The sequence below is a fragment of the Chromobacterium violaceum ATCC 12472 genome (genome assembly GCF_000007705.1).
Classification (GTDB): domain Bacteria; phylum Pseudomonadota; class Gammaproteobacteria; order Burkholderiales; family Chromobacteriaceae; genus Chromobacterium; species Chromobacterium violaceum.
Genome location: NC_005085.1, coordinates 2,212,042 through 2,228,399, shown reverse-complemented (window position 1 = coordinate 2,228,399; position 16,358 = coordinate 2,212,042). Strand labels below are relative to the sequence as shown.

General features: G+C 67.8%; 13 protein-coding genes. 9 read left to right on the top strand and 4 right to left on the bottom strand.

The window, feature by feature from the left end; translation table 11 throughout:
- The first annotated feature begins 4 nt into the window (after window positions 1-4).
- The 4 genes from CV_RS09970 to CV_RS09955 all read left to right on the top strand — a co-directional run bounded on the left by CV_RS09970 (window position 5) and on the right by CV_RS09955 (window position 5,469).
- A complete protein-coding gene (locus CV_RS09970) occupies window positions 5-2,431 on the top strand; it encodes a heavy metal translocating P-type ATPase (RefSeq protein ID WP_011135590.1) in 2,427 nt (808 codons plus the stop codon).
- On the top strand, window positions 2,431-2,601 hold the full coding sequence (gene ccoS, locus CV_RS09965) for a cbb3-type cytochrome oxidase assembly protein CcoS (RefSeq protein WP_011135589.1): 171 nt from the start codon (window positions 2,431-2,433) through the stop codon (window positions 2,599-2,601). The genes CV_RS09970 and ccoS overlap by 1 nt, the downstream gene beginning before the upstream one ends.
- A 183-nt stretch (window positions 2,602-2,784) precedes the next feature.
- Complete coding sequence (locus CV_RS09960; RefSeq protein WP_011135588.1) at window positions 2,785-4,086, top strand: NupC/NupG family nucleoside CNT transporter; 1,302 nt, start codon at window positions 2,785-2,787, stop codon at window positions 4,084-4,086.
- 72 nt (window positions 4,087-4,158) lie between these two features.
- Window positions 4,159-5,469 carry an MFS transporter gene (locus tag CV_RS09955; protein WP_011135587.1) on the top strand — a complete coding sequence of 437 codons (1,311 nt, stop codon included), beginning with the start codon at window positions 4,159-4,161 and terminating at the stop codon, window positions 5,467-5,469.
- A 71-nt stretch (window positions 5,470-5,540) separates the two neighbouring features.
- Here the strand turns inward: CV_RS09955 and copC are convergent, their stop codons facing one another.
- From copC to CV_RS09940, 3 genes are all read right to left on the bottom strand, one after another.
- A complete protein-coding gene (gene copC, locus CV_RS09950; protein WP_011135586.1) occupies window positions 5,541-7,004 on the bottom strand; it encodes an arginine ADP-riboxanase CopC in 1,464 nt (487 codons plus the stop codon).
- 191 nt (window positions 7,005-7,195) lie between these two features.
- A complete protein-coding gene (locus tag CV_RS09945; protein ID WP_011135585.1) occupies window positions 7,196-8,590 on the bottom strand; it encodes a dihydrolipoyl dehydrogenase in 1,395 nt (464 codons plus the stop codon).
- 154 nt (window positions 8,591-8,744) lie between these two features.
- A complete protein-coding gene (locus CV_RS09940; protein ID WP_011135584.1) occupies window positions 8,745-9,476 on the bottom strand; it encodes a redoxin family protein in 732 nt (243 codons plus the stop codon).
- Between the two features lie 192 nt (window positions 9,477-9,668).
- Between CV_RS09940 and CV_RS09935 the strand changes: the two genes are divergently transcribed.
- The 5 genes from CV_RS09935 to CV_RS09915 all read left to right on the top strand — a co-directional run bounded on the left by CV_RS09935 (window position 9,669) and on the right by CV_RS09915 (window position 15,396).
- On the top strand, window positions 9,669-10,067 hold the full coding sequence (locus tag CV_RS09935) for an SMU1112c/YaeR family gloxylase I-like metalloprotein (RefSeq protein WP_011135583.1): 399 nt from the start codon (window positions 9,669-9,671) through the stop codon (window positions 10,065-10,067).
- A gap of 129 nt (window positions 10,068-10,196) precedes the next feature.
- Window positions 10,197-12,086 carry a lytic transglycosylase domain-containing protein gene (locus CV_RS09930; protein WP_011135582.1) on the top strand — a complete coding sequence of 630 codons (1,890 nt, stop codon included), beginning with the start codon at window positions 10,197-10,199 and terminating at the stop codon, window positions 12,084-12,086.
- Window positions 12,087-12,120: 34 nt separating this feature from the next.
- On the top strand, window positions 12,121-13,062 hold the full coding sequence (locus CV_RS09925; RefSeq protein ID WP_011135581.1) for a complex I NDUFA9 subunit family protein: 942 nt from the start codon (window positions 12,121-12,123) through the stop codon (window positions 13,060-13,062).
- Between the two features lies 1 nt (window position 13,063).
- Complete coding sequence (locus tag CV_RS09920) at window positions 13,064-14,287, top strand: multifunctional CCA addition/repair protein (protein ID WP_011135580.1); 1,224 nt, start codon at window positions 13,064-13,066, stop codon at window positions 14,285-14,287.
- A complete protein-coding gene (locus CV_RS09915) occupies window positions 14,287-15,396 on the top strand; it encodes a 2-methylaconitate cis-trans isomerase PrpF family protein (protein ID WP_011135579.1) in 1,110 nt (369 codons plus the stop codon). Before CV_RS09920 ends, CV_RS09915 begins: the two co-directional genes overlap by 1 nt.
- A gap of 104 nt (window positions 15,397-15,500) precedes the next feature.
- Here CV_RS09915 and CV_RS09910 read toward each other — a convergent pair whose 3' ends face one another.
- Window positions 15,501-16,301 carry a TrmH family RNA methyltransferase gene (locus tag CV_RS09910; RefSeq protein WP_011135578.1) on the bottom strand — a complete coding sequence of 267 codons (801 nt, stop codon included), beginning with the start codon at window positions 16,299-16,301 and terminating at the stop codon, window positions 15,501-15,503.
- Window positions 16,302-16,358: the final 57 nt, after the last annotated feature.

Below are 16,358 nucleotides of genomic sequence, written 5' to 3'. Positions count from 1 at the left end.
CGTCATGAGCGAGAACTGTTTCCATTGCGGTTTGCCGGTGCCCGCCGGCGCCAGCTTCCCCATCCGCTACCGCCAGCGCGAAGAGCCCGCCTGCTGCGCCGGCTGCCAGGCGGTGGCCGCCACCATCATCGAATCCGGCCTGTCCGACTACTACAAGCACCGCACCGAGGGCGCGGCCCGCGCCGAGGCGCTGCCGCAAGCGGTGCTGGAGCAGATCAAGCTGTACGACAGCGAGGAGCTGCAGCGCGGCTTCGTCCGCGTCGAGAGCGAAAACATCCGCGAAGCCTCGCTGATGCTGGAAGGCATCACCTGCGCCGCCTGCATCTGGCTGAACGAGCAGCACATCCGCCGCCTGCCCGGCGTGCTGGGCGTAGACATCAACTACAGCACCCAGCGCGCCCGCGTGCGCTGGGACAACGGCCGCGTGCAGCTGTCCGCCATCCTGGAGGCGGTGGCGGCGATAGGCTATCGCGCCCATCCCTACGACGCCGACCGCCAGGAAAAGCTGCAACAGAAGGAGCGCAAGCAGGCGCTGACCCGGCTGTGGGTGGCCGGCCTGTCGATGATGCAGGTGATGATGTACGCGGTGCCGGTCTATCTGGCGCCGGACGGCGACATCGCGCCCGATTTCCTGTGGCTGCTGCACTGGTCCAGCTTCATCCTGACGCTGCCGGTGCTGCTGTATTCGGCCCTGCCCTTCTACCGCAACACCTGGCGCGACTTGAAAACCGGCCGCGTCGGCATGGACACGCCGGTCAGCATCGGCATCCTCACCGCCTTCGCCGCCAGCTTCTGGGCGCTGATCCACAAGGTGGAGCATGGCATCTACTTCGACTCGGTGTCGATGTTCGTCTTCCTGCTGCTGGGCGGCCGCTACCTGGAAGGCATCGCCCGCCGCAAGGCCGGCGCCGCCAGCGAAAGCCTGGTCAAGCTGGTGCCGGCCTTCGCCCACCGGCTGGACAACTGGCCGCACAGCCGGGACAGCCGCGAGGCCACGGTGGCCGGCCTGAACCCCGGCGACGTGATCCTGGTCAAGCCCGGCGAAACCATTCCCGCCGACGGCGTGGTGCTGGACGGCCGCAGCGCCAGCAACGAATCGCTGCTCACCGGCGAGAGCCGCCCCATCGCCAAAGCGCCCGGCGACGCGGTGATCGCCGGCAGCGTCAACACCTCCAGCCCGCTGGTGCTGCGCGTGGAACAGGCGGGCCAATCCACCCGGCTGGCCGGCATCGTGCGGCTGCTGGACCAGGCGCTGGCGGAAAAACCCCGGCTGGCCGTGCTGGCCGACCGCTTCGCCAGCTGGTTCGTCGCGTTCTTGCTGCTGGCCGCCGCCGGCAGCTACATCGGCTGGCATTTCATAGACCCAGGCCGCGCGCTGTGGATCATGGTGGCGGTGCTGGTCATCTCCTGCCCCTGCGCGTTGTCGCTGGCCACCCCGGCCGCGCTCACCGCCGCCAGCGGCCGCCTGGCCTCGCTGGGCGTGCTGACCACCCGCGGCCACGCGCTGGAAACGCTGGCCAAGGCGGACGACGCGGTGTTCGACAAGACCGGCACCCTCACCCACGGCCAGATGCGGCTGCTGGAAACGCGCGGCCCGCTGGACGCGCACCGCGCGCTGGCTGTCGCCGCCGCGCTGGAACAGGGATCCGAGCACCCGCTGGCGCAGGCCATCCTGGCCGCCGCGCCGGCGGACAGGCCGCAGGCGGACGGCTTGATCAACCACCCCGGCGGCGGCGTGGCCGGCGGCGTAGACGGCCGCGAGTGGCGGCTCGGCTCCGCCCCCTTCATCGCCGCCTGGCTGGGCCGCGAAGTGGACGAGGACGCCGGCTGGCAGCCGGACTGCACCCAGGTGCTGCTGGCGGACGCCGACGGCGTGCAGGCCCGCTTCGCCATCGGCGACGCCTGCCGCGACGACGCGGCGGCGCTGATGGCCGAATTGACTCGCCGCGGACTGGCCGTCCATCTGCTCAGCGGCGACGGCGAAGGCCCGGTGGCCGGACTGGCCGCCAGGCTCGGCATCACGCGGTGGCGCTCGCGCGCGACGCCGGAAGACAAGCTCGCCTACGTCGCCGCGCTGCAGGCCAAGGGACGGCGAGTGCTGATGGTCGGCGACGGCGTCAACGACGCGCCGGTGCTGGCGCGCGCCGACGTGTCCATCGCCATGGGCGGCGGCACCGACGTCGCCCGCGCCAGCGGCGACATGGTGCTGATGGGCGACCGGCTGGGCCTGATCGGCGATTCCCTGGTCCTCAGCCGGCGCGCGCTGGCGGTGATCCGGCAGAACCTTGTCTGGGCGGCCGGGTATAATGTCGTCGCGCTGCCGCTGGCGATGCTGGGCCACGTCACGCCCTGGCTGGCCAGCCTGGGCATGGCCCTGAGCTCGCTGTTGGTGGTCGGCAACGCATTGCGTCTCGTCAAACGGAATCCCTGATGGAAAGCCTCTACCTGCTCATCCCGCTCAGCCTGGTGCTGGTCTTCGTGATCGGCGCCATTTTCTGGTGGGCCACCCGCTCCGGCCAGTTCGACGACATGCAGGGCCCCGCCCATCGCATCCTGATGGACGACGACGCCACCCACGAAGACGACAAGTCCTCGGGCTAAGCGCCCTGCCCACCCCATCCGGGTAAAATGCGCCGCAGCAGGCCTTTTCCCTTTCGGGGGGATGGCCTTTTGCTGTAAAATGCCGCGCCTTCAAGCATTAGCCAATCATGATTTGGCGCGGCGCAAGGCATCCGGGACTCGACGGGCGCCGACACGCCGCCCATCGCTAGTCCAAGGGCCTCCGTGAATACCATCCAAGCACTGGCCGGCATGCTGCTTCTCGTCGCCGCCGCCTATCTGTTTTCGACCAACCGCCGCGCCGTCAACTGGCGCACCGTGCTGATCGGCCTCGCCATCCAGAACGGCCTGTTCCTGCTGATCAACTACGTGCCCGCCGTCCACCACGGCGTCTCCGCCTTCGGCGCCGGCTTCGCCAAGGTGCTGAGCTTCGCCGGCGACGGCGCGGGCTTCATTTTCGGCGATCTGGCCAAACCCAGCGGCAAGCTGGGCTTCCTGTTCGCCTTCACCGTGCTGCCGGTGATCATCTTCTTCTCCGCCTTCAGCGCCCTGCTCTACCATTTCGGCATCCTGCAGCGCGTGGTCGCCGGCCTAGCCTGGGCGATGAAGCGCAGCATGGGCATCTCCGGCCCGGAAAGCGTAGTGGCCGCCGCCAACATCTTCCTCGGCCAGACCGAAGCGCCGCTGCTGGTCCGCCCCTACATCCGCCACATGACCCGCTCCGAACTGGCCTGCATCATGATCGCCGGCATGTCCACGCTGTCGGGCGGCGTGCTGGCGGCCTACGTCGCCTTTCTCGGCGGATCGGACACGGCAGAGCAGGCGCGCTTCGCCACCTACTTGCTGACTGCCTCCTGCATGAACGCGGCCGGCGCGGTGGTGTTCTGCAAGATCATGTTCCCGGAAACCTCGCCCGAGGCGCTGTCCAGCAGCAAGCTGCAGTCGTCCAGGGAAAAGAGCGAGGGCAATTTCGTCAGCGCGGTGGTGACCGGCGCGCTGGACGGCATGAAGATGGCCGCCGCCGTCGCCACCATCCTGCTGGCCATCGTGGCGTTGATCGCGCTGGCCAACTTCCTGGTGAAGGACGGCCTGGGCGAGCTGCTGGGCGTCAACGCCGCCATCCAGGCGTCCACCCACAGCATGTTCGACGGCCTGACGCTGCAATACCTGGTGGGCCAGGTGTTCCGCGTGTTCGCCTTCCTGATGGGCATCGGCTGGAGCGAGACGCTGGGCGTCGGCAGCCTGCTGGGGCAGAAGATCGTCCTCAACGAGTTCATCGCCTACATGGACCTGGCCAAGATGAAGGCCGCCGGCACGCTGTCCGCGCCGACGGTGATGATCTCCACCTTCGCGCTGGCCAGCTTCTCCAATCTGTCGTCGGTGGGCATCTGCGTGGCCGGCATCGGCGCGCTGGCGCCGGAGCGCCAGCAGGAACTGGCCGCCATCGGCATGCGCGCGCTGGCGGCGTCCATCCTCGCCGGCTTCATGACCGCGACCGCCAGCGGCCTGTGGCTGTCGCTGTTCTGAGCGGATCCGCGACTGACAGCAAGGCGGGAATCCGTTAGCATGCGGTTCCCGCCTTTTTCATAACCGGCCATCGTGAAAGCAGACTTCTCCTTCTTCGCCACCCGGCGCTTCCTGCCCTTGTTCGGCACCCAGTTCCTCGGCGCCTTCAACGACAATATGCTGAAAACCGCCATCGTGGTGCTGATCAGCTTCCATGGCCTGGAAATGATGGGCATGCCGCCGCAGCAGCTGGTCAACCTGGCCGCCGGCATCTTCATCCTGCCCTTCTTCCTGTTTTCCGCCAGCGCCGGCAAACTGACCGAGCGCTACGACAAGGCCCGCATCGCGCGCATGATCAAGCTGGCCGAGATCGTCATCATGCTGGTGGCCGGCGCCGGCTTCCTGCTGAAGTCCGCCGCCATCCTGCTGTCCGCGCTGTTCCTGATGGGCGTGCACTCGGCCTTTTTCGGCCCGCTGAAATACTCGGTGTTGCCGCAATACCTGAAGGAGCACGAGCTGGTGGGCGGCACCGGCCTGATCGAGATGGGCACCTTCCTCGCCATCCTGCTGGGCCAGCTCAGCGGCAGCCTGCTCACCCACAGCGGCGCGCTGATGATCGTCGGCGCGCTGCTCTTGGTCGCCATCCTCGGCTACTTCAGCAGCGCCACCATGCCCTCGGTCGCCCCCGGCGCGCCGCATCTGAAGCTGTCGTGGAATTTCCTCGGCGACTCGGTGCGGCTGATCCGCGAGGCCTGGCGCATCCACGACGTGCGCTGCTCGATACTGGGCATTTCCTGGTTCTGGCTGATGGGCGCGGTCTACACCACCCAGCTGCCCACCTTCACCCGGCTGCACCTGGGCGGCGACGCCGACGTCTACACCCTGCTGCTGGCGCTGTTCTCCATCGGCATAGGCGCCGGCTCCATCGCCTGCGCCAAGCTGTCGCGCGGCAAGCTGCAGCTGGGCATCGTGCTGTTGGGCAGCGCCGGCATGACGGTGTTCGGCGGCGATCTGGCGCTGGGCGCGATGCCGTCCTACCACGGCCCGCTGGCCTCGCTGCCGGCGTTTCTGGCCAAGGCCGGCAGCTGGCGCGCCATCGCCGACGTGTCGCTGCTGGGCTTCTTCGGCGGCTTCTTCACCGTGCCGCTGTACACCTGGCTGCAAACCGGCAGCCCGGACGCTTTCCGCTCGCAAGCGGTGGCGGCCAACAACATCATCAACGGCTTCTACATGGTGGCCGCCGCCATCGGCAGCGCGCTGATGCTGAAGTGGTACGACAGCATCTCCATGCTGCTGCTGGCCGTGGCCCTGCTCAACATTCTGGCCACCGCCCACCTGGCCTGGCGCGCGCCGGTGATCTGGCGCCAGCGACTGGACTGGCTGCGGGCGCTGCGGAACGGATAGGCGCCCGCCTGCCGTCAAAAAAAAACCGTCCCGGACCGGGACGGTTTTTTCATGCCGCCAGCCTCGCCGCGCTAGGCGAGCAAGGCGTCCAGCTTTCCGCCATTCCACTCAGACAGCAGGTTCCGGTCGGCGCCGTGCTTGATCAGCGCCGCCGCCATTTCCCGATTGCCGTATTTGACTGCGTTGTCCAGCATCGTTTCGCCGCTGTTCACATGCTCGAACGGCGCGTTCACCGCCGCCCAGCCGCGGGACAGGAACTGGTCCAGGATATAGACGCTGGCGCCATGCTCGCTCAAGGCATAGTTCAGCTCGTGGTAAAAGCCCGGCGGCGCGCTGGCAAAATCCCCAGCCTCGAAACGCCAGTTGCCCAGCAGGTGGGCCGCCACCGCGTCCTTGCCTTTATCGATGGCGTGCCACATCGCCGTCACCGCGTCGCCCTTGCTCGAAACCAGGCCGGACAAAGCCGGCAGGTTCACCGAATCCACCGCTTCCTTCAGCAGCATGGGACGCAGCGGGTGCTTGGCGTAATCCGTCGTCGCCATCAGGCGCGGGATATGGAACTCGGCCTGGAAGACGCTGTTCAGCACCCGGTCCAGCGCCTGGCCGGACTGCATGGCCTGGTCGAACACGTAGGCCTTGAAGGCCGCGTCCTTGCTGTCGCGCAGAAATTCGATCAGGTGCAACGCCACTGCGGCCTTCATGTCGCGATAGTTGAATATCGGGGCGTTCTGACGGTATTTGCCCTCGTGAATCCAGCGCCCCGTCTCCGCTCCCATCTGCGGGAAGCTGCCGACGAAATCCTGATGCTCGGCCTCGCGCCCGCCGGGCACCCGGTTGAAGAAGTGATCGGTCAGCGTCAGGTAGCCATGGCGGCACGCCGGCAGCGTGTCGGGGACGACGTAGGCGTTGGCGCCGAAGTCCATCGTGCTGTGCTTATGGTTCAACGGCTTGTCTTGCTTGCCCCGCCCGGAGAACTCCACCCCGAAGAACACGAAGTCATGATTGCTCAACAGCGCCTTGTCGCCGGCGAAGGTATTGCCGCCCGAGGACCGAGATTCCCGGGCCAGCAGATGATTGGACGCGATCGCCGCCGTCTTGCCGTCGTCCAGCGCCGCATTGGACTGGTGGCGGAAATGCCAGGCGCCGGTCATGATGCGTTCCTTCAGGCCGCGCTCGGCGGAGTCCAGCGCGCCCAGCCTGGCCTCAACCGCCGCCAGATTGCGCCGGGACAGGCCGTCCAGCCGCTGCAGGGCGCTGAAGCCGTATTGCCCGCGCTTTTCCAATGCGTCGCCGGTCGCCTCGAACAGCTTGCCGTTCGCGAACATCAGGCCATAGGACTGCGCCGCCACGGCCTTGCGCAGAAAGGCGCCGATTTTTCCGGCGGCAGCGGCCTCGCCGTCGCTGCCGGCCGAGACGTGCGGCAGCGGCGCGCGGCGGATGCCGCTCAGGCGGCGTCCGATCGCCGTCGGATCGCCGGAGCCGGCCTCCGGCGGGTTCAACTTCGACAAAGACGGGGAATGGTTTTCTACTCGCATCTGGCCTCGGCTCCAATATCATCGAGCGTACATTTTTATGAAATGCCCAAACCGGCGCTTGCAAAAACCAATCACCAGAAAGCTGGCCGCCAAAGGCTTCGAACCGCGCCTTGCGCCATGAGAAAAGCCCGCGATGGCAAAAACCATCGCGGGCCGGGGGCTTGCGTCAAACAGGCGGACGCCCGCCCGGCTCAGTCCCGCGCCAGCTTCGCCGCCGCGTCGCGCAGCGCGGTGCGCAGGCCCTCTTCTATCACCGGGTGGTAGAACGGCATGTCCAGCATCTGCTCTACGGTCAAGCCCTGCTGATGGCTCCAGGCCAGCAGATGGGCCAGGTTCTCGGCACGCGGGCCTATCATCTCGGCGCCCAGGAAACGGCCGGTCGCCTTGTCCGCATACACATGCAGCAGGCCCTTGTTGACGCCCATCACCCGGCTGCGGCCCTGATCCTCGAAGCTGACTTCCCCAACCGCGAAGTCCCCCTCCGGCAGATCGGCGAAGCGGCGTCCCACCATCATCATCTGCGGGTCAGAGAACACCACCGCGATGGGCGAGCGGCGCAGTCCAGCCGATACCGCCGGATAGGCGGCGGCGTTGGCGCCGGCGGTCTTGCCCTCGTCGGCCGCTTCGTGCAGCAGCGGCAGGATGTTGTTGGCGTCGCCGGCGATGAACACCGGCGCGCCGACGCACAGCAGCGTTTCCGGGTCGAACAGCGGCACGCCGCGGGCATCGAGCCGCACGCTGGTATTCTCCAGCCCCAGGCTGCGGACGTTCGGCGTGCGGCCGGTGGCGGCCAGCACGTAATCGAAGCGCTCCTCGACCTCTTCTCCGTCCAGGTTCACGTAGCGGATGCGCGCGGCATCGCCGTCATTGGCCATCTCCAGCACCTTGGCGTCCGGATCCAGATAGAACTGCTCGGACAAGGCCTGGCGGGCGTAGCCGCGCACCGCCGGATCGGACAGCGGGCCCACGCCGCCGCCCAAGCCGAACACGCGTACCCGCACGCCCAGCCGGGACAGCGCCTGGCCCAGCTCCAGGCCGATCACGCCGGGGCCGAACACCGCCACGCTTTGCGGCAGCGCATCCCATTCGAATACGTCGTCATTGACGATCAAACGGTCGCCGAACGCCTTGAACGGCGCCGGGACGGCCGGCGACGAGCCGGTGGCGATCACCACCCGCTTGGCCTGGACGATGGTGTGGTCATCGACCTGCAGCGTGGTGTTGTCGACGAAACGGGCATAGCCGGGCAGCTTGTCTTCGGCCGGAATGCCGTCCACGCTGCGCACCACGAAGCCGACGAAGCGGTCGCGCTCGCTGCGCACCCGGGCCATCACCTCGCGGCCGTCGATGCGGACCCCGCCATCCACATGCACGCCGAACATGTCAGTGTGGCCGGCGTGATGGGCGGCCTCGGCGGCGGCGATCAACAGCTTGGACGGCATGCAGCCGACGCGGGCGCAGGTGGTGCCGTAAGGACCGCCCTCGATGATCAGGGCGGAGGCGCCGCCGGCCTTGGCGGCGCGGTAGGCGGCGAGGCCGGCGGTGCCGGCGCCGATGACGGCTACGTCGATGTGGATGGTTTTCATGGTTCTTATCCTCTATCTGGCGGGGATGCGGCGCGGCACGCAGCGCGCAATGGGCATGCCGTCCCGCATCCCGGCTGGAAAAAACGGCCGGCAGGAGTACCGGCCCAAAGATTGCCGATGGCGTCAGGGCCCGAAACCATCGGCGACGAACGTCTTACTTGGCGAAGCGCTTTTCCACTTCGTCGGCGGAACCGATCAGCTCGCCGTTGATGAACACCTGCGGGGCGGTCATCGCGCCGGACACCGCGCCCAGCACCTTGCCGCGGATCTTGTTGTCCAGCGGCACTTCGACGAAGTCGTAGCCGTTTTCGGCCAGCACGGCCTTGGCGCGCGCGCAGTGCGGGCAGCCCACCTTGGTGAAGACGACCACTTGGTCAGGCTTCTTGGCGCTCGGGTTGATGTAGTTCAGCAGGGTGTCGGCGTCGGACACCTTGAACGGATCGCCCGGCTCCTGCGGCTCGACGAACATCTTGTCCACCACGCCGTCCTTGACCAGCATCGAGTAGCGCCAGCTGCGCTTGCCGAAGCCCAGGTCCTGCTTGTCCACCAGCATGCCCATGCCTTCGGTGAAGTCGCCGTTGCCATCCGGGATCATCACGATGTTCTGCGCTTCCTGGTCCTTGGCCCATTCATTCATCACGAAGGTGTCGTTGACCGATACGCACAGGATGGCGTCCACGCCGTTGGCGAAGAAGGCCGGCGCCAGCTCGTTGAAGCGCGGCAGGTGGGTGGAGGAGCAGGTCGGAGTGAACGCGCCCGGCAGCGAGAACAGGGCGACGGTTTTGCCGTCGAACAGCTCGGCGGTGGTAACATTCTTCCACTCGTTGTTTTCACGGATGCGGAAAGTGACGTTCGGTACGCGTTGGCCTTCACGATTTTGCAGCATGGCTATCTCCTTGAGGGTTGACTGCGGTTGTTAGCTATCGATGAGTGCATTCTGATAGCCATGACAAAATTCGTCTAATTGATTGTCACAAGACTTTTGATTGTCTTTTTCAATGCCCATCCTCCCCGCTGGGCAGCCCGCCCGCCGCGACGCTAAAATGGCGGCATCCGGCAACACCCAGCCTCAACAGCCATGCATATCACCGGCCTGCACCACGTCGCCATCATCGCTTCCGACTACGCGCGCTCGCGCGACTTCTACTGCCGCATCCTCGGCCTGAAGGTGATCGCCGAGAACTGGCGTGCCGACAGGCAATCCTGGAAGCTGGACCTGGCGCTGCCCGGCGGCGGCCAACTCGAACTGTTCAGCTTCCCCGCGCCCCCGCCCCGCCCCACCCGGCCGGAAGCCTGCGGCTTGCGCCACCTGGCGCTGGCCACAGCGGACGCGGAAGCCGCGCGCGCGCATCTGCGGGATCGCGGCGTGAGCGTGGAGGCGTTGAAAATGGATGAATACACCGGCGCGCGCTTTTTCTTCTGCGCCGATCCGGACGGTTTGCCGATCGAGTTCTACCAGGCCGCGCCAGCGGCCTGAAAACGCGGGCCATGAAAGCGAGCGTTCTGCGCCGCGGCCTGTCATATTGAAATAAACATCGCGCGCGCGGGACATCCCGCCGCCGCCGCGCCGCCCAGCTGCGCGGAGACTCCAACAGACGGAACGAAAATGAAAGCTTTGACCACCCCCATCCGCCTGGCGGGCCTGACCCTGGCCCTGGGCGCCGCCCTGCCCGCCTTCGCCGGCCCGGACGACACCCTGCTCTCCGCCCGCGACGCCTTCCGCGCCAATGACCTGGCCAAGCTGGCCGCCATCGGCGACAAGCTGCCGGACACCTATCCGCTGAAGGACTACCCCGATTACTGGCTGACCTGGAAGGCGCTGGACCGCAACGACGACGCCCAGGTGCGGCGCTTCCTGTCCCGGGTGCAGGAAGGCCTGATGCCGGAGCGGATACGCAACGAATGGGTGAAGAAGCTGGGCCAGCGCGAGGACTGGACCGCCTTCGCCGAGGAATGGAAGAAGCTGCCGGCGGAGGGCCGCGACGAGGAATCGAACTGCTATGGCCAATTGATGCAGCTGCGCCAAGGCCAGAAGCCCGACAACCTGGACCGTTTCCTGGAAGGCAAACCCGCGCCTGACGGCTGCAACCGGCTGATAGACATGGCCTACGCCCGCGGCGCGCTGAGCCAGGACTGGCTGTGGCGCCGCGCCCGGCTGCTGCTGGCCGGCAACTACCTGACCCAGGCGCGCCAGCTGGCCAGCGACACCCAATTGCCGCTCGACAACGCCGCGCTGAACAAGCCCGCGCTCGCCAGCCCGGCCACGCCGGGCGGCCAGGAGGCCATCCTCTACGACGTGGTGCGCAAGGGCAAAACCGATCTGGACGGCGCGGCGGCGATGCTGTCTCGCATCGGCGGCGAACTGACGCCGGACCGCGCCGGCTTCGGCTGGGGCCAGCTGGCGCTGCTGTCCGCCCGCAAACAGCAAGCCGGCCAGGCGCTGCAATGGTTTGAAAAGGCCGACCCGCGCCAGCTAACCACGGACCAGTGGGAATGGTGGGCGCGCTCGGCGCTGCGGCTGGAGCAATGGAGCCAGCTGGACGGCATCATCCGCCGCATGCCTCAGGATCTGGCGAGCAAGCCGTCCTGGCGCTACTGGCTGGCCCGTTCGCTGAAACAGCAGGGCAAGCCCGCCGAGGCCCTGCCGCTGTTCAGCCAGGCCAGCGTCGGCCACAACTACTACGCGCTGCTGTCGCTGGAAGAGCTGGGCAACAGCCTGTCCGCATCCGCCAGCAAGACCACGCCGACCAGCCAGGATGTCAGCAAGCTGAAGTCCGACCCGGCCATCCGCCGCTCGCTGGCGCTGTTGTCCGTCGCCGAAATCTACACCAAGCCCGAATTCCGCACCGACGCGCAGCGCGAATGGCGCTGGGCGATGCGCGGCCGCAACGACATGGAGCTGCTGGCCGCCGCCGAGATCGCGCGCAAGGAAGGCTTCTACGACATGGCCATCTACAGCGCGGAGCGCACCAAGGAAGAACACGATTTCTCGCTGCGCTACCTGACGCCCTATCGCGAAGTCACGCAGAAATACGCGCGCCAGCTGGACATCGACGACGCCTGGGTTTACGGCCTGATCCGCCAGGAAAGCCGCTTCATCACCATGGCGCGCTCCGGCGTAGGCGCCTCCGGCCTGATGCAGCTGATGCCGGCCACCGCCAAGTGGGCGGCCAAGAAGATCGGCCTCACCCACTTCGCGGTCAACGACATCGACACCAATGTCCAGCTCGGCACCTGGTACCTGCGCTACGTGCTGGACAATCTGTCCGGCAACCAGGTGATGGCCACCGCCGCCTACAACGCCGGCCCCGGCCGCGCCCGCAACTGGCAGGCCGACCGCGCGCTGGACGGCACCATCTACGCCGAGACCATACCCTTCAGCGAAACGCGCGACTACGTGCAGAAAGTGATGGCCAACGCCGCCTACTATTCCAGCACCTTCGGCCACGCCAATATTTCGCTGAAGAACCGCATGGGCATCGTGCCCTCGCGTTGAGGACGCCCGCCGTGATGAACGCAAGGAAAACGACATGACAGCGCTGAAAATCTGCCTGATAGGCGGCAGCGGCTTCATCGGCCGCCACCTGGCCGCCCAATTGGCCAGCCGCGGCCACCGCATCACCATCGCCAGCCGGCGGACCGGCTTGCCGGACTTCCGCGTGCTGCCGTCGGCCGAGCTGGTGTCCGCGGACATCCACGACCCCGGCCAGCTGGCCGGACTGATCGCCGGCCATGACGCGGTGGTCAGCATGGTCGGCATCCTGCACGGCAGCCGGGCACAGTTCGAAAAAGCCCATGCCCAGTTGCCGGAAAAGATCGTCGACGCCTGCCGGCGCCAGGGCGTGCGCCGCCTGGTGCATGTCAGCGCGCTGGGCGCCGCCCAGGATGCGCCCAGCGACTATCAGCAGACCAAGGCGCTGGGCGAGCTGGCCGTGGAATCCAGCGGGCTCGACTGGACCATCCTGCGTCCGTCGGTCGTATTCGGACATGGCGACGCCTTCCTCAACATGTTCGCCGGCCTGCAGAAACGGCTGCCGGTCCTGCCTTTGGCCGGCGCCGGTTGCAAGATGGCGCCGGTGTGGGTGGAAGACGTCGCCCGCGCCGTATGCGAGTGTTTGGCGCGCAAGGAAACCGAGGGCAGGAAGCTGGATCTGGCCGGACCAGAAACCTATACCCTGGCGCAACTGGCCCGCCTGGCCGGCCGCGCCAGCGGCCATCCGCGCCCGGTGTTCGGCCTGCCCTACGGCCTGGCCATGCTGCAGGCGGCGCTGATGGAATGGCTGCCCGGCCCGACGCTGATGAGCCGCGACAATGTCCGTTCGCTGCAATGGGACAATGTCAGCGACCAGCCTTTCCCCTCCGCCCTGCTGGGCTTCGAACCCGCCGCGCTGTCGGCGCTGGCGCCCGGCTGGCTGGCCGGCCGCGACCGCAACGACACCGCGTCCCGCTACCGCGCGAAGGCGGCGCGCTGATATGGAAATCTACATCGTCGGCGGCGCCGTCCGCGACCGTCTGCTGGGCCTTCCGGTCAAGGACAGGGACTGGGTGGTGGTCGGCTCTACTCCGGACGAGATGCTGGCGCAGGGCTACCGCCCCGTAGGCAAAGACTTCCCCGTGTTCCTGCACCCTGAAACCCAGGAGGAATACGCGCTGGCGCGCACCGAACGCAAGATTGCCAAGGGCTACCACGGCTTCACCTTCCATACTTCGCCCGAGGTGACGCTGGAAGAAGACCTGGCCCGGCGCGACCTGACCATCAATGCGATCGCCGAAGCGGCCGACGGCAGCCTGACCGACCCGTATGGCGGGCAGGAAGACCTGAAGGCGGGCGTGCTGCGCCACGTCAGCGAGGCTTTCGCCGAAGACCCGGTGCGCATCCTGCGGCTGGCCCGCTTCGCGGCCCGCTTCGATTTCGCGGTGGCGCCGGAAACCATGGCGCTGATGCGGCGGATGGTGGACGACGGCGAGGCGGACGCGCTGGTGGCGGAGCGGGTATGGCAGGAGTTGGCCAAGGGCCTGATGGAGGACAAGCCGTCGCGCATGTTCCTGACGCTGCGCGAATGCGGCGCGCTCGCGCGCATCCTGCCCGAGGTGGACGCGCTGTTCGGCGTGCCGCAGCGCGCCGACCACCACCCGGAGATAGACTGCGGCGACCACGTCATGCGGGTGCTGGACTACGCCGCGGCCGCCGGCCAGCCGCTGGCGGTGCGCTTCGCGGCGCTGGGGCACGACCTGGGCAAGGCGCTGACGCCGGCCAAGGTGCTGCCGCGCCACATCGGCCACGAAGAAGGGGGCATCGCGCCGCTGGCGGAACTGTGCCGCCGGCTGCGCGTGCCCAACGACTGCCGCGACCTCGCCCACATCACCATGGTGCACCACACCAAGGTGCACCGCGCGCTGGAACTGCGCCCCGACACCGTGCTGCGCCTGCTGAAGGACTGCGACGCGCTGCGCCGTCCCGAACGCTTCCTGCAGATGCTGGACGCCTGCCTGGCAGACACTCGCGGCAGGCTCGGCTTCGAACGCGCGCCCTATCCGCAAAAGGACTACCTGCAAGCGCAGCTGGCTGCTACGCTGCAAATTGACGCCGGCGCCATCGCCGCCGGCTGCGCCGACAAGGCCGCGATTCCGGCCACGATAGACGCCGCGCGCACCGCAGTCATCGCCAAGTGCAAGGAGGAATGGAAGGAGGACTGATGGACAACGGCTATCGCCTCGCCGCCACGCTGATGCGCGGCGGAACCAGCAAGGGGCTGTTCATCCGCGCGGACGCGCTGCCCGAAGACACCGAGCTATGGCAAACCCTGCTGCTGCGCGCGATCGGCAGTCCCGATCCCTACGGACGCCAGACCGACGGGCTGGGCAACGGCACCTCCCGCTCGACCAAGGTGGTGATCGTCAGCCCCTCCCGCCGCGACGACTGCGACGTCGACGCGCTGTTCGGCCACGTATTCACCGACGAGGCGCGGATCGACTGGTCCGGCAACTGCGGCAACCTGGCCGCCGCCGTGCCCTTGTTCGCGGTGATGGAAAAGCTGGCCCGGCCCGCCGACGGCGTCGCCACCATGGCCATCTGGCAGGCCAACGTCGGCAAGCGCATCCTGGCCGATCTGGAAATCTTCGAAGGCCAGGCCGTCTGGCAGGGCGACTTCCGCATCGACGGTGTCGCCTTTCCCGGCGCGCCGATCCGGCTGCGCTATCTGGACCCGGCGGGCGACTGCAGCGAGATGTTTCCCACCGGCTGCCTGGTCGACAAGCTGAAGCTGCCCGACGGCAGCCAGGTGGACGCCACGCTGATAGACGCCGGCAATCCCACCCTGTTCGTGCGCGCCCGCGACTTCGGCCTGAGAGGCCGGGAAAAGGCCGCCGACATCGATCAGGCCATCATGCGCCGGCTGGAAATGGCCCGCGCCGCCGCCACGGTGGCGATGGGGCTGGCCGAGGACATTTTCGCCGCCGGCCGCGAATACCCCGCCACCCCCAAGATCAGCTTCCTGTCCACCGACGACGACCCCGGCAGCGCGCTGCACGCCCGCGCGCTTTCCATGGGCAAGCTGCATCCCGCCTATCCCGGCACCGACGCCATCGCCCTGGCCTGCGCCTGCGCGGCGGAAGGCACGCTGCCGGCGGAGATGGCCGGCGGCGCCGTGCGCGGCATGCCGCTGACCTTCAGCCACCCCAGCGGCAGGCTGACGCTGGAGGCCGTTCTGGGCCAGGACCCGCTGGGCTGGAAAGTCGACGAGGTGGTGATGACGCGCACCGCTCGCCCGCTGATGCGCGGCGAGGTGTTCATTCCACAGGAGTGAACCTGCCCGGCCGCACGCAACGCGCGCTCGGGGGCATGCCCGGCGCCCGCCCCAGGCGGGCCAAAGGAAATCGACGTCCCATGCCGCGGTCGCGGGTCGCGATCTCAGGCCCGCCGGCCCTCGAGCTGCCTCACCCGCTCGAACAGGCAGACCGTGGCCGCCATCGCCACGTTCAGCGATTCGGCATGGCCCGGCATCGGGATGCGGATGCGCGCGTCGGCCAATGCCAGCAACGCGTCGCTGACCCCGGCGCCCTCGTTGCCGAACACGAAGGCCACCGGCCCCGTCAGATCATGCCCGTACAAGGAGCTGGAGCCCTCCAGATGCGTGACCAGCTTGCGTCCGCCAAACCGGCTCAGCTCGCCGGCCAGGTCGGCGTGCTCGTGGATGCGCAGCGCGAAATGCGCGCCCATGCCGGCGCGCAGCACCTTGGGCGAGAACACGTCGACGCAGCCCTTGGACAGGAAGACGTCATACACCCCCGCCGCCGCCGCGGTGCGCAGGATGGTGCCCAAATTGCCCGGGTCCTGGATATCTTCCAGCATCACCCGCGCGGCCTGCGCCGGCGGCGCTTCCGGACTGGGGCGCGGGCTCAGGGCCAGCAGTTCTCCGGCGCTGGCCAGCGCGGTCACCTTGGACATCACTGCCTCGGGCAGCGAGACCACCGTGCTGCCGGGCGGCAGGCTGTCCAGCAGCCTGCGGACCTCGGGCTTGCCGGCCGCGGCTTCGTTCAGGTAGATCCGCGACAGCTCGCCGCCCGCCTGCAGGCAGGATTCGGCCAAGTGTATGCCCTCCAGCACCATCACGCCCTCCTTGCGGCGGTCGCGGCTGTGCTGGACCAGCCGGGCCAACGCCTTGACTTCGTCGTTGTGGGGAGAGCTGATGGTCTTGGAGATGTAAGGCATATGGGTTCCGTCGATGCGGCGCGAAGCGAAGGGGCCGAGTTTACCCGCCCCGACGCC

Excerpts from the sequence above, each read along its gene's own strand:
- CV_RS09970 (WP_011135590.1), top strand. The coding sequence starts at position 5 with ATGAGCGAGAACTGTTTCCATTGCGGTTTGCCGGTGCCCGCCGGCGCC.
- ccoS (WP_011135589.1), top strand. The coding sequence starts at position 2,431 with ATGGAAAGCCTCTACCTGCTCATCCCGCTCAGCCTGGTGCTGGTCTTC.
- copC (WP_011135586.1), bottom strand. The coding sequence starts at position 7,004 with ATGCGAGTAGAAAACCATTCCCCGTCTTTGTCGAAGTTGAACCCGCCG.
- CV_RS09945 (WP_011135585.1), bottom strand. The coding sequence starts at position 8,590 with ATGAAAACCATCCACATCGACGTAGCCGTCATCGGCGCCGGCACCGCC.
- CV_RS09940 (WP_011135584.1), bottom strand. The coding sequence starts at position 9,476 with ATGCTGCAAAATCGTGAAGGCCAACGCGTACCGAACGTCACTTTCCGC.
- CV_RS09935 (WP_011135583.1), top strand. The coding sequence starts at position 9,669 with ATGCATATCACCGGCCTGCACCACGTCGCCATCATCGCTTCCGACTAC.
- CV_RS09930 (WP_011135582.1), top strand. The coding sequence starts at position 10,197 with ATGAAAGCTTTGACCACCCCCATCCGCCTGGCGGGCCTGACCCTGGCC.
- CV_RS09925 (WP_011135581.1), top strand. The coding sequence starts at position 12,121 with ATGACAGCGCTGAAAATCTGCCTGATAGGCGGCAGCGGCTTCATCGGC.
- CV_RS09920 (WP_011135580.1), top strand. The coding sequence starts at position 13,064 with ATGGAAATCTACATCGTCGGCGGCGCCGTCCGCGACCGTCTGCTGGGC.
- CV_RS09915 (WP_011135579.1), top strand. The coding sequence starts at position 14,287 with ATGGACAACGGCTATCGCCTCGCCGCCACGCTGATGCGCGGCGGAACC.
- CV_RS09910 (WP_011135578.1), bottom strand. The coding sequence starts at position 16,301 with ATGCCTTACATCTCCAAGACCATCAGCTCTCCCCACAACGACGAAGTC.